The organism is Acanthopleuribacter pedis (genome assembly GCF_017377855.1).
Lineage (GTDB): Bacteria > Acidobacteriota > Holophagae > Acanthopleuribacterales > Acanthopleuribacteraceae > Acanthopleuribacter > Acanthopleuribacter pedis.
Genome location: NZ_JAFREP010000027.1, coordinates 1 through 12,912, shown reverse-complemented (window position 1 = coordinate 12,912; position 12,912 = coordinate 1). Strand labels below are relative to the sequence as shown.

The 12,912-nt window shown below is 59.0% G+C and carries 9 protein-coding genes; 4 read left to right on the top strand and 5 right to left on the bottom strand.

Translation table 11 applies throughout. The annotated features are described in order from the left end of the window. Nucleotides 1–58 precede the first annotated feature (58 nt). Nucleotides 59–577: a hypothetical protein gene (locus tag J3U88_RS24785; RefSeq protein WP_207861690.1), complete on the bottom strand. Its 519-nt coding sequence runs from the start codon at nucleotides 575–577 to the stop codon at nucleotides 59–61. A 603-nt stretch (nucleotides 578–1,180) separates the two neighbouring features. Between J3U88_RS24785 and J3U88_RS24780 the strand changes: the two genes are divergently transcribed. From J3U88_RS24780 to lpdA, 4 genes are all read left to right on the top strand, one after another. After that, nucleotides 1,181–3,313 carry a response regulator gene (locus J3U88_RS24780; RefSeq protein WP_207861689.1) on the top strand — a complete coding sequence of 711 codons (2,133 nt, stop codon included), beginning with the start codon at nucleotides 1,181–1,183 and terminating at the stop codon, nucleotides 3,311–3,313. Nucleotides 3,314–3,673: 360 nt separating this feature from the next. Continuing rightward, entirely contained in the window at nucleotides 3,674–6,340 is a 2,667-nt protein-coding gene (gene aceE, locus J3U88_RS24775; RefSeq protein ID WP_207861688.1) for a pyruvate dehydrogenase (acetyl-transferring), homodimeric type, read from the top strand. A gap of 94 nt (nucleotides 6,341–6,434) precedes the next feature. Further along, nucleotides 6,435–7,775, top strand: a complete 1,341-nt coding sequence (aceF, locus tag J3U88_RS24770) for a dihydrolipoyllysine-residue acetyltransferase (protein WP_207861687.1) — start codon at nucleotides 6,435–6,437, stop codon at nucleotides 7,773–7,775. Between the two features lie 10 nt (nucleotides 7,776–7,785). Continuing rightward, on the top strand, nucleotides 7,786–9,897 hold the full coding sequence (lpdA, locus tag J3U88_RS24765) for a dihydrolipoyl dehydrogenase (RefSeq protein WP_207861686.1): 2,112 nt from the start codon (nucleotides 7,786–7,788) through the stop codon (nucleotides 9,895–9,897). Between the two features lie 118 nt (nucleotides 9,898–10,015). Here the strand turns inward: lpdA and J3U88_RS24760 are convergent, their stop codons facing one another. From J3U88_RS24760 to J3U88_RS24750, 4 genes are read right to left on the bottom strand one after another with little or no spacing between them, the layout of a single operon-like run. Then, on the bottom strand, nucleotides 10,016–10,510 hold the full coding sequence (locus J3U88_RS24760) for a hypothetical protein (protein ID WP_207861685.1): 495 nt from the start codon (nucleotides 10,508–10,510) through the stop codon (nucleotides 10,016–10,018). 8 nt (nucleotides 10,511–10,518) lie between these two features. Beyond that, entirely contained in the window at nucleotides 10,519–10,653 is a 135-nt protein-coding gene (locus tag J3U88_RS34770) for a hypothetical protein (RefSeq protein WP_279382611.1), read from the bottom strand. After that, nucleotides 10,650–11,384: a hypothetical protein gene (locus J3U88_RS24755; protein ID WP_207861684.1), complete on the bottom strand. Its 735-nt coding sequence runs from the start codon at nucleotides 11,382–11,384 to the stop codon at nucleotides 10,650–10,652. Before J3U88_RS24755 ends, J3U88_RS34770 begins: the two co-directional genes overlap by 4 nt. After that, a complete protein-coding gene (locus J3U88_RS24750; RefSeq protein ID WP_207861683.1) occupies nucleotides 11,377–11,754 on the bottom strand; it encodes a PadR family transcriptional regulator in 378 nt (125 codons plus the stop codon). The genes J3U88_RS24755 and J3U88_RS24750 overlap by 8 nt, the downstream gene beginning before the upstream one ends. Nucleotides 11,755–12,912: the final 1,158 nt, after the last annotated feature.

The window sequence follows — 12,912 nt, the reverse complement described above, 5'->3', positions numbered from 1 at the left end:
TCCGTGGGGAAAGGGGGTGCAACACCCTTTCCCCGGTTTTTAGTCGGTCCTCGCTGCTCTAAAGTGCATCCGCCCAAATCGTGTTCATCCAGGCGGCGAACACCGGCATATCAACCAGATAGGCTTTTTCCTGTTCGTCCTTGTAAACGCCGATTTCCTCACGGGGATGGACCATGCGTTTGCTTTGATAGCGAAGTTGGTGGGCGGAAAAAGGGATTTTTTTACAGACCTCGGCCAAGCTGAAGACACCCGGCTGTTGGAGCAACTCGTTGGCGGTCCAGTCCGGGTTAACCGGGGTCACGGTGTTACGCAATTCGTGCGTGTAGTAATCACGGAAAATCTTCATGCGCACCATCCAGTGAGACCAAATCTTGCGGATACCGATTTCCTGCCAGGGATCGCTGCCTGACGCCAACAAAGCATTGAACTTCTTTTTGACGCGGTTGGTCTCGAAATCGAGATGCTCCGTTAAATCTTTAAGGTAGAAAACCGCGTTTTGATTCAATAAATCCGCGGCACTCCAAGCTGGGTCTACTTGCATAAGTTGTGTTTCATCGCATTCGAATACTTGGTGCATAAATGTCTCCTCTAGTCCATAAGTCACGGTGTGGGATAAGTTGCTCTATTTGAAAAAGAAGCTTCTGGAATGAAAATGAATCATCGTCCGTGTGTTTGATCATCGGTTTTGTGTGTGGCAGCGTCATTCGGTCGTGGGATCTCCAGTGTCCCAAGAGGTCGGGATCGCCGGGGCGCATAGGGGAAGCCCTGAATCACGCGGATAAAATTTCGAGCAAGGTCGTTGGTTTACCTAGGTGTGGCTGTTTACTTTTCATCCCTTATTGCGAAAAACACCGAGTCGCTTAGCTCAGGGGTTGGCTTGAAAAGTGATACGCGTCACATTTTTGTGACAAGGGGGAATCTTGAACTTGCGGTTTGTTTTTGGGAAACCGTTTGTCTTATCAACGGTTTGCCGTAAAATGGGAGCATCTTTTTGCGACAAACCCATTTTCGGGGAATTCAAAGAATCGGAATCCCTGTGGCAGGGCTGCTTCTTTCGGTTGTTTTTTGGCCTGCTCGACCACCTAAGGATTAACCCCAGGCGGCTTTTCTGCCGAGAAGTTCTCTAATCCCCCGTTTCCCGTTAACCTGCTTTTCGACTTTGACCGGAGCCTTTTTTCTCTTGGAAACCAACCAGCGCATCCTCATCGTGGACGATAACGAATCCATTCATGCCGACTTTAAGAAGGCACTGGGCGGCCATGCGGTCAGCAGTGCGATTGAGGAACTGGATGCCTTTGAGGCGGAGTTGTTCGGTATCGAACCGCGCGCCAAGGGCCCGAGTTACACCATTTCTTCGGCGATGCAGGGTAAAGAGGGTTACGAAAAGGCCCTGGCCGCCGCGGGCACGGATGAACCCTTCGCGTTGGCGTTTGTCGATGTGCGCATGCCGCCCGGATGGGACGGGATCCAAACCGCCAGTCGCATGCTCCAAGAAATCGATAATTTAGAGATCGTGTTGTGTTCGGCTTTCTCCGATTACTCCTGGGATGAAATCACCAAAATCCTCGGCAACGATGACCGCGTTTTGTTCCTGCGCAAACCGTTTGACCCGGTTGAGGTCAAACAAATGGCGCTGGCATTGACGCGCAAGTGGGTGTTGCGGGCCGAAAGCCGGATTCGCACCGCCGAGCTGGAATCGTCACGCCTGATGGCCGAGGCCGCCTCCCGTGAAAAAAGTGAATTTCTCTCCAACATGAGCCACGAGATCCGCACCCCGCTCAATGGTGTGATCGGGATGGCCAACCTCTTGTCACAAACCTCCATGACCGCCGAGCAAAGGGATTACGTCAAAGCCATTGCCTACAGTGCCGACGTCCTGTTGGAACTGATTAACGACATCCTCGATTTTTCCAAAATTGAAGCCGGCAAGGTGGTTTTGGAAAAGGTGACCTTTGACCTGCGCACCACCATTGAGGACATTTGCCGGTTGTTTAAGTTCAAATTCGACGAAGCCAAGCTGTCTTTATCTTATTCGCTCGCGCCCGGTGTACCCCGTTGGGTGGAAGGCGACCCCACGCGAATTCGCCAAATTCTGCTGAACTACTTGTCCAATGCGCTGAAATTTACCTCGGAAGGCGGCGTTAAGTTAACCGTGGCGCCCGCTGAGGACGCGGCCGCCGCGGATGGTCGGCTGCTGGTGAAATTCGCCGTGACCGATACCGGGATCGGCATTTCCAAGCAGGGCATGGACAAACTGTTCCGCACCTTTAGCCAGGTTGATGCGTCCACCACGCGCAAGTACGGTGGCACCGGTTTGGGGCTGGCCATTTCGCGCAAGCTGGCCCTGTTGATGGGGGGTGATGTCGGCGTAGAGAGCGAAATCTCCCGGGGTTCTATCTTTTGGTTTTCCGCGAGCTTGCGCGAGGTGAAGGCGCCGCCCATTGCGCCAAAGGACGACAGCGCGAATTTTGACGGATTCCCCGCCTTGTTGTGTGAGCACCGCGAGGGCAATTTGGCCGATTTCCGCGGCCTCCTCATGAAACTCGGCGTTGTGCCCATCACCGTGCTGGGTACCAAAATGATTCCCGACCAATTGGAACACCACCACAAGGCGGGGCGGCCGATTGAAATTTTGGTCGTGGATTACAGCTTCACCAAGGCCGACCACGACCTGATCACCGGTTTGGTCGAAAAACATCCCTCCGCCGCTCGGTTGATGCGGCTTGCGCTGGCGACCGATGCCGAGCCCGGGTTTGCCCAATCCGTGGCCCGTTCCGGCTTTGACGCTTTCCTCAGTTTACCCGTCGATGAAGAAACCTTGCGTCAGTGTTTGGTGGGGATGTTGCGCAACCGCCGCCGCCGCGGCGCCGAGGCGGCGTGGAAACCTGAAAAGCTGATTACCAAACACAGTTTGCGCGAGGACAAGGACAACGTGCGCATTTTGTTGGCCGAGGACAATCGCGTTAACCAGAAAGTGGTGGTTCACATGTTGCGCAAGGCCGGCATGGCCTGCGATGTCGCCGAAAACGGATTGGAAGTGCTGGAGGCCTTGGGCGAACAGCAATACGACCTCATCTTAATGGATTGCCAAATGCCGGAGATGGACGGTTTTCAAGCGACCCAAGCCGTGCGCGAGCAGGAGCGCGACGGTGACCGCCCGCGCATTCCCATTGTCGCGCTTACCGCCAACGCCATCAAAGGGGACCGCGAGCGGTGTTTGTCCGTGGGGATGGACGACTATCTCACCAAACCCGTGCGCCAGAAAAACCTGCTCCAAGCGATCGAGCAGTGGTTGCCGCGTCTGCAGGAATGACCGTGGCGGGGGAGCCCACCAAAGCGCACAAAAGCACCCGCGTTTGTCCTGGTCGAACCGCGTTTACTTCCCGGCGCGTCGGGCCTGCCGGTCCTGCCGAACTTCCCCGCGTTTCGCACCCCGCCGACACCGGTTATCTTTTTGCCCATTGCCCGCCGCGACAGCTTTCTCCGTGTCTTTGATTATCGAGTCTTCACAAATAGCGAATATTCGCATTTTATGGGCAACTTTTTGATATACTATGCACTTATCCAAATTTTCTGAAAACCCCACAATCCCATTGACTGTCACGTCAAGAATGGTTAGCCTCCGTCCATTCAGCGCTACTTTTGTGACAGAAATGGAAGGAGGAGCGGACTTATGCCCTTTACAGCGAACCCGAACGATATCGATCCGGAAGAAACGCGGGAATGGGAGGAGTCACTGCAAGCGGTACTCGACCAGGACGGCCCGGAACGGGCCCATTTCCTACTGGAAACCCTGATTGATCGGGCACGGCGACGCGGCGCCCACTTGCCCTACAAAGCAACCACGGCCTACGTCAACACCATTCCCCCCCACATGGAAGCCAAGCTCCCGGGCGACGCCGCCATGGAAAAACGCATCCGCGATATTATTCGCTGGAACGCCATGGCCATCGTCGTCGGCGCCAACCGCGCGGAAGACGGGCTCGGCGGCCACATTGCCAGTTTCGCCTCTTCCGCCACCCTCTACGATGTGGGTTTCAACTACTTTTGGCACGCGCCCACCGAAGAACACGGCGGCGACATGGTGTTTATCCAAGGCCACTCCTCGCCCGGCATTTACGCGCGCGCCTACCTCGAGGGCCGTCTCAGCGAGGACGACCTGCGCCGCTTCCGCCAAGAAGTGAAACCCGGCGGTCTTTCCTCCTACCCACACCCTTGGCTGATGCCCGGCTTCTGGCAGTTCCCCACCGTTTCCATGGGGCTCGGTCCGATCATGGCCATCTACCAAGCGCGTTTCATGCAGTACATGCGCAACCGCGGTTTGATCCAATCCGAGGGCCGCAAGGTCTGGGCCTTTATGGGCGACGGTGAAATGGACGAACCGGAAAGCCTCGGCGCCATTTCGTTGGCCGGTCGCGAGAAGCTCGACAACCTGATTTTTGTCGTGAACTGCAACCTTCAGCGGTTGGACGGCCCGGTACGCGGCAACGGTTCCATCATCCAAGAGCTGGAAGGCGTGTTCCGCGGCGCAGGCTGGAATGTCCTTAAGGTGATCTGGGGTTCCAACTGGGATCCGCTGCTCGCCAAGGACCAGACCGGCTTGCTGGCGCGGCGTATGGAAGAAGCCGTCGACGGCGAATACCAAGCGTACAAAGCCTCCGGCAGCGGCGCCTACGTGCGCAAACACTTTTTCGGCAAATACCCCGAGCTGGAAGAGATGGTCGCCAAAATGAGTGACGAACAAATTTGGGACCTGACCCGCGGCGGGCACGACCCCCACAAGGTTTACGCCGCCTATGCCGCCGCCATGCAGAGCGACGGCCGACCCACCGTGATCCTCGCCAAAACCGTCAAAGGTTACGGCATGGGTGAAGCCGGCGAAGGCCAGAACATCAGCCACCAGCAGAAAAAAATGGGCGAACACGCGTTGCGTCAGTACCGCGACAACAACCACATCCCCGTCAGCGACGCGGATCTGGAGAAAACGCCTTTTTACAAACCCGAGGAAGACAGCGAGGAGATCAAGTACCTCAAGGCGCGCCGCGAGGCTTTGGGCGGGTACCTGCCCAAGCGCAACACCGAGGCGCCCAAGCTCCCCATTCCCGAACTCGGCGCCTTTAAAACCCTGCTGCAGGGCAGCGGCAAACGCGACATCTCGACTACCATGGCCTTTGTGCGCTTTTTGACCGTGTTGACCCGCGATAAAAACCTCAAGCAGCATCTGGTGCCGATCATTCCCGACGAGGCGCGCACCTTCGGTATGGAAGGCATGTTCCGCCAACTCGGTATTTACTCGCCGTTCGGCCAGCTCTACACGCCGGTGGATGAAGGGCAAATCGCGCCCTACATCGAAAAAACCGACGGCCAGATTTTGGAGGAAGGGATCAACGAGGCCGGCGCCACCAGTTCTTGGATCGCCGCCGGCACCGCCTACGCCAACCACGGCGTACCCATGATTCCCTTCTACATCTTCTACTCGATGTTTGGCTTCCAGCGCGTCGGCGACCTGATCTGGGCCGCCGGCGACATGCAGGCACGCGGCTTCTTGATCGGCGGCACCTCCGGGCGCACCACGCTCAACGGCGAGGGCCTGCAACACCAGGACGGCCACAGCCATCTGCAGGCCGCCACCGTGCCCAACTGCGTGTCCTACGATCCCACCTATTCCTTCGAACTGGCGGTGATTCTGCAAGACGGCTTGCGCCGCATGTACGCCGAGCAGGAGAACGTGTTTTACTACGTCACCACCATGAACGAAAACTACCACCATCCCGCCATGCCGGAAGGTGCCGAGGAAGGCATTCGCAAAGGGATTTACCGCCTGAAGCAAGGTGGCGAGGGGTCCTTGCGGGCCGCGCTGCTCGGTTCCGGCACCATCCTGCGCGAGGCCGAGCAGGCCGCCGAGATCCTGGCCACCCACTACAGTGTGGCCACCGACATCTACAGCGTGACCAGCTACAACGAACTGCGTCGTGACGGCTTGGCTTGTGAGCGCTGGAACCGTCTGCACCCCGAGGCCGAGGCCAAGGTTCCTTACCTGGCTCAGGTTTTGGCTGGCTTCGAGGGGCCCGTTATTTCGGCGACCGATTACATGAAGTCCTACTCCGACCAAATCCGGCCTTTTGTTCAGCAACCCTTCGTGGCGCTGGGCACCGACGGTTTCGGTCGTTCCGACACGCGCCGCGCCCTGCGCGATCACTTCGAGGTCGACCACCGCCACATCGTCGTCGCCACGCTGAAAGCATTGGCTGACAACGATAAAATCGAGCCGAGCCGCGTCAGCGACGCGATTCAACAGTTTGGCATCGACCCCGACACGCCGGACCCCCAATACGCCTAAACCGCGACCGCCCCGTGTCCGTGCCCTGTGCATGGGCCTGTGGCGGCGTCTTTGCGTCCGGTTCTGAATGGATAGCCCGAGGGAGGAGGTTTCCGTGGCAAACCAGCATGAGGTTCGTGTTCCCGATATTGGTGATTTTAGTGAAGTAGATGTGGTCGAGGTCTTGGCCGCGGTCGGTGACCTGGTTGCCGTCGATGATCCGTTGATTACGCTCGAAACCGACAAAGCCTCGATGGAAGTGGTAGCCGACGTTGCCGGCAAAATCACCGCCTTTAACGTTGAAGCCGGCGGCACCGTTTCCGAGGGCGCCGTTGTGGCCGTGATTGAAGCGGCTGAACCGGCGGAGGAGACCACCGAAGCTGCCGAGGCCGAGGCCCCGGCAGCATCCAAAAAAGAAGCCGCGCAAGCGCCCAACCCGAAACCCGAACCGGCACCTGAGCCCAAGCCCGCGGCGAGCCCCGCACCCGCCACCGCGGCGAAACCCGACGCCGTAAGTGAACGGGACGCGTTCCAAGCCGATCCCGGATCCATGCCCTACGCCTCGCCGTCCGTGCGCAAGTTCGCCCGTGAGTTGGGTGTCGACCTGACCCACGTCAAAGGCAGCGGCCGCAAAGGGCGCATCGTGCAGGACGACGTCAAAAGTTTCGTGAAGCAGGCCATGGCCGGCACGCCCGCGCCCGCCGCGGCGCCTTCCGGTTCCGGCATTCCCCCTGTTCCCGCCGTCGACTTCAGCAAGTTCGGTGAAATCGAAGAGGTGAAACTCAGCCGCATCCGCAAGGTCAGTGCCGCCAACCTGCACCGCAGTTGGTTGAACGTGCCCCACGTGACCCAACACGAGGACGCCGACATTACCGACATGGAGGCCTTCCGCAAGGCCCACGGTGACGAGGCCAAAAAGCAGGGCTTCAAACTGACGCCGATTGTGTTCATCATGAAAGCCGTCGTCGCCGCCTTGCAAAAGTACCCCGATTTCAACAGCTCGCTCAGTCCCGACGGCGAGGCGCTGATTCGCAAAAAGTACTTCCACATCGGTATTGCCGTGGACACGCCCAACGGTCTGGTCGTGCCCGTCATTCGCGATTGCGACCAAAAAAGCCTGTTCCAACTGGCCAAAGAGTTGGGTGAGGTGAGTGGCCGCATGCGCGAGGGCAAAATCAAACCCGCCGATTTGCAGGGCGCCTGTTTCACCATCTCCAGCCTGGGCGGCATCGGCGGCACCGCGTTTACGCCGATTGTCAACGCGCCCGAGGTCGCCATCCTCGGCCTGTCGCGTTCCAGCCTGAAACCCGTTTGGCAAGACGACGCGTTTGTGCCGCGTTTGATGTTGCCGCTGTCGTTGTCCTACGACCACCGCGTCATTGACGGTGCCGCCGCGGCCCGTTTCACCGCGTACTTGGCCCACGTGCTCGGCGACTTGCGTCGCCTCTTGTTGTAGGGGGCGCCGCATGAGTAACCGTGTTGAAGTAACCGTGCCCGATCTGGGCGATTTCAAAGACGTGGATGTTGTCGAGGTGCTGGTCGCCGTGGGTGACACCGTTGCCGAGGGTGATTCACTGTTGGGTCTAGAAACCGATAAAGCGTCGATGGAAGTGGCCGCCACCGCCGACGGGGTGATCGCCGAAATCAAAGTCGAAGCAGGCGGCGTCGTGAACGAGGGCGAGGTGATCGCCGTCATTGAAGCGAGCGCCGCGGCAAAAACCGAACCGGCCCCCGCGTCAAGCGCCCAAACGGCCCCCGCGGCAAGTCCCGAGGCAATCCCTGCCGCGGCTTCCGCCGAGGTCGAGGTGGTTGTGCCCGATTTGGGTGATTTTAAGGATGTGGACGTCGTTGAGATCCTGGTGGCCGAGGGCGATCAGGTCAACGAGGGCGATTCATTGATTTCGCTGGAAACCGACAAAGCTTCCATGGAAATCGCCGCCACCGCGAGCGGTACCGTCACCTCGCTCAAGGTCGAAGCCGGCGGCACCGTGAACCAAGGTGATGTGGTTGCCGTTTTGGCCACCACCTCGGGAGGTGCCGCCGATGCCGCGCCTGCCGCCGAATCGAAATCCGCGGCGCCGAGCGCTGAATCGAAACCCGCGGCACCGAGCGCACCCGCGCGTGGCGCCAAACCCGATGCCGCGCCTGTCGCTGCACCCGAGGGTGACTTCGATTACGAGGTGATGGTGCTCGGCTCCGGGCCCGGTGGGTACACCGCCGCCTTCCGCGCCGCCGACCTCGGTCTCAAAACCCTGCTCGTCGAAAAAGACAAAAGCCTGGGCGGCGTGTGCCTCAACGTGGGCTGTATCCCGTCCAAAGCTTTGCTGCACAGCGCACGTGTCATCGACGAAGCCGCCCACATGAGCGAGCACGGCATTGTCTTTGGCACCCCGGAAATCCAAATCGACAAACTGCGCGACTGGAAAGATTCCGTCGTTGGCAAACTAACCGGCGGCATCCGCCAGCTTGCCAAAGCGCGTAAGGTCGAGGTCGCCCAGGGGACCGGTACCTTCATCGACCCGCACCGCATCCGCGTTGAAGGCGAAGAAGGTACCAAGGAATACAGCTTCCGTTACGCCGTCATCGCCGCCGGCTCTCGCCCCGTGCGCATTCCCGGCTTTCCCTACGAAGATTCGCGCTTGATGGATTCCACCGGCGCCTTGGAAATGGCCGATATTCCCGAGCGTTTGCTGGTTATCGGCGGCGGCATCATCGGTTTGGAGCTGGGCACCGTCTACGAGGCCTTGGGCAGCAAGGTCACCGTGGTTGAGCTGATGGACCGCTTGATGGTGGGGGCCGACCGCGACATGGTGCGGCCTTTCGAAAAGCGCATGCGCAAAAAGTTCGAAAACATCTACCTCAACAGCAAGGTCACCGGCATGACCGCCAAAGACGACGGCTTGCACGTCACCTTCGAGGGCAAAGAAGCCCCGGACGAGGCCGTCTTCGACCGCGTCTTGCTCTCCGTCGGCCGTTCGCCCAACGGCAAACTGATCGGCGCCGAACAGGCCGGCGTGGCCGTGGACGAGCGTGGTTTTATCGCCGTCGACAACCAACAACGCACCAACGTTCCGCACATCTTCGCTATCGGCGACATCGTCGGCCAACCCATGCTGGCCCACAAGGCCACCCACGAGGGCAAGGTTGCCGCGGAGGTCTGCGCGGGTCACAAAAGTTTCTTCGATGCGCGCGTCATCCCCAGCGTGGCCTACACCGACCCCGAGGTTGCTTGGGTCGGCGTCACCGAGGAGCAAGCCAAGGAACAAGGCATCGACTACGGCAAAGGCAGCTTCCCTTGGGCCGCCAGCGGCCGATCCTTGGCCATGGGTCGCAGCGAGGGCATGACCAAAATGCTGTTCGACAAAAAGTCGGGCCGCATCATCGGCGCCGCCGCGGTCGGCACCAACGCGGGTGAACTCATCGCGGAAGCGGGCCTGGCCATCGAAATGGGCTGCGACGCCGAGGACATCGGCCTGACCGTTCACGCGCACCCAACCCTCAGCGAAACCATGGCATTCGCGGCCGAGGTCTTCGAGGGCACCATCACCGACCTCTACATCCCGAAAAAGAAAAAGTAGCCCAATGGGCCAAAACCAACCAAGGGCCGGTGTCCGCCAAAAAAGGCGGGCCCGGTCCTTTGGGGTAGACCCACCCCATAGCTTCACGGATGATCTCACCACGTTTTATGGAACCTCCCTAGAGCCGTTTGTGGCGGAACCATCGCTGGGTGAGTCGATCTATGGCCATGTGCGGTAAAGAGCGTATCACCGCGCAGATGAATTTCCAGAGGGCACGGCGTGCGCCGAGTGCGATCACCCAGTGTTCATGCAGTTCACACAAATCGTCGTAGGCATACTCTCCCAAAGCCAGGAGACAGCAGGAGTTCCAATGATGGGTCAGGAACCTGTGCGAGGAGGCGCGCTGAGGGCGGTAAGAACGCCCGGCGGCCTGTATCAAATAGTGTTTCGTGGAATCAGAGAGGTCGTTAATCGTGATTTTTGCATCGGCATTCAGGGTTTTCGCATCCGTAACTAGGAAAATTTTATTTGGCAAGGTCTCCATTGGTTCTTCCCCTATCTCTCCCCTCAAGAAGCGTTGAAAGTCGGGCCGGAATTTCCCGAGATCATGGAGAACCAACAAGGCTTTCGTGTCACCGGGCGAGTCTTCCTGGTCAATAAAAGTCTGGTCCATTTTGCCTCCTAGGGTGCGCCTGCAAGCAACGCTGCGAGATCGGTGAGCGACCCGCCGAGGTAGAGCACGAGCAGCGCCCCAAGTAGCAGGATGGTCGTGCGACCCTTGATGGAGATTTCGATGGCGTCGTGCTCGTCTTTCATGACTGTCTCCTGCGCATGTCTTCATCCTCCATAAGCCTGTCTAGCAACGAGACTACGATTTTTTGACCTGGCAGCTTATGCTGGGCCCCTTGCAACACCATAAGGCGAAGGGCTTGCCAATGGCGACGCCACCAGCGCTGCATGTGGGTTTGCACGATATGCGGAATGCTGCAGATGACCGCTCCGGCAAATTTCCAGCGGGCACGGCGTGCGCCCAGCGACACTTCCCATACATCACGGACGTCAAGTAAATCGTAATAGGCGTCATCCCCCAGTAGGCGCATGTACCACGAAGCACCATATGTGATTGGGGTGACTTCGGTTTGGACCCACTTAGCTTGAGCTTTTTCTGGTTGGCTGGTTTCTATCGAGTCGGCTTCCTCCTGTGGGGCAGAATCCTCCGGCGAAAATGCTTTACTGAGATCGTTCCTTTTGATCCAATTCTCGGGCGAGTCCACATCCAAGGAATCGAGAAGGTCTTTCATCCGGTTGTCCAGGAGCCCCCAACCAGCCTGGCCACATAAAGGCATTTCAATAGGAGCCCTGGAGGATTTTACGGGTAGTTCGTCCATTGGCGCCAGGTTGCTTTTGACCATTTCGGGAGGAGCCACATTCCCATCAAAGGCAAGTTTCCACAATTTCTCCGCCAACACCAATTTCCTGAGCAGTTCGGAAGGTGCTGCCTGGTCCTCTGAATCATGATCGGTGACTTTATCCTCAAACTCACTCACACCACACCCCCGCGAGTCGACCCCATTGCCAGGCATTCAGTGCAAGCCCGCCGCCGGACAGACCGAGGGAGGTGTCCATGCGCCGGCGCATGGCGCGGACGCCGTTCAGCGCGGTGATGCCGGTGCCGGTGAGGCGGTAGAATTTTTTGCGGCGACCGCGACGTTTGGGCTCGGGTGGGCCTTCTTTGGGATCGAGGTAGCCTTTGGCTTCCAGACGGCCCAGGGTTTTGTAGATCGCCCCCATGGACAGGCTGGACTGCTTCCACTCTTCCAGCTTGGTATAGATGGTGGCCCCGTAAGCGTTGTCGCCGTTGGCGTAGACCGCCATTAAGACAGCTTCTTCAAAACTGCCGAGAGTCGAGTCCATCATGTCTCCTCTTTAAATATGACAATGTCGTTTTAATCAATATGGTGACATTGTCGGAAAAAAGCAAACGCCGAACAGTAAAAAAACGAAATTGTCGGGATAAACTGCAAGAGCCATCATCACGCTTTGCTGCGACAGGGGTAACCGGGCTAGTTGGGGATGTTTGTCGATGGGTTTAAGGGGCATATGTGGGGACAGGTATCTGTAAAACGTTGATTCCGAAAGGGATGCTCCGGCGCGCCTTCAGCGCGCAGGTCGGGGCGGGTTAAAACCCAGCGTAGGCCAAAGGCACGCTGCGCGCCTTTGGCCTACGCTGGGCTGAAATCCGGCAGGGCTTCACCCTGCCACCGGTAACCGGGCTAGCGTCCCACGACCGGCTTTGAGATCGACGAGGGCGTGCAGGGTGCAAGGCGTTTTCCAAAAATCGGCGCAGACCGGTAGGAACGGCGGCGAATCCACCGCGCCGCAATAGTGGGCACAATCCGGGTGGGACGCCGGCGTGGGAACCGGTGGCACGGCAACGCCGTGCAGGATTTCAGCCCTGGGCGCGGACCCGGCGCGAAGCAGACGGGTGCGCACCCAGGGTTAGCATCGATAGTTCGAGGTACGCTGAAGGCGTACAGGAGCCAGGCAAACAGGGGAAACGGTGGGGAAACGGGGGGACAGGTAACTGTAAAATGTTGATTCCGCGAGGGATGCTCCGGCGCGGCTTCAGCGCGCGGGCCGGGGTGGGTTTAAACCCAGCGTTGGCCAAAGGTCTGCTGCGCGCCTTTGGCCAACGCTGGGCTGAAATCCGGCAGGGCTTCACCCTGCCACCGGTAACCGGGCTAGCGTCCCACGACCGGCTTTGAGATCGACGGGGGCGTGCAGGGTGCAAGGCGTTTTCCAAAAATCGGCGCAGACCGGTAGGAACGGCGGCGAATCCACCGCGCCGCAATAATGGGCACAATCCGGGGGGGCATCGGCGAATCCACCGCGCCGCAATAATGCGCACAATCCGGGGGGGCATCGGCGAATCCACCGCGCCGCAATAATGGGCACAATCCGGGTGGGACGCCGGCGTGGGAACCGGTGGCACGGCAACGCCGTGCAGGATTTCAGCCCTGGGCGCGGACCCGGCGCGAAGCAGACGGGTGCGCACCCAGGGTTAGCATCGATAGT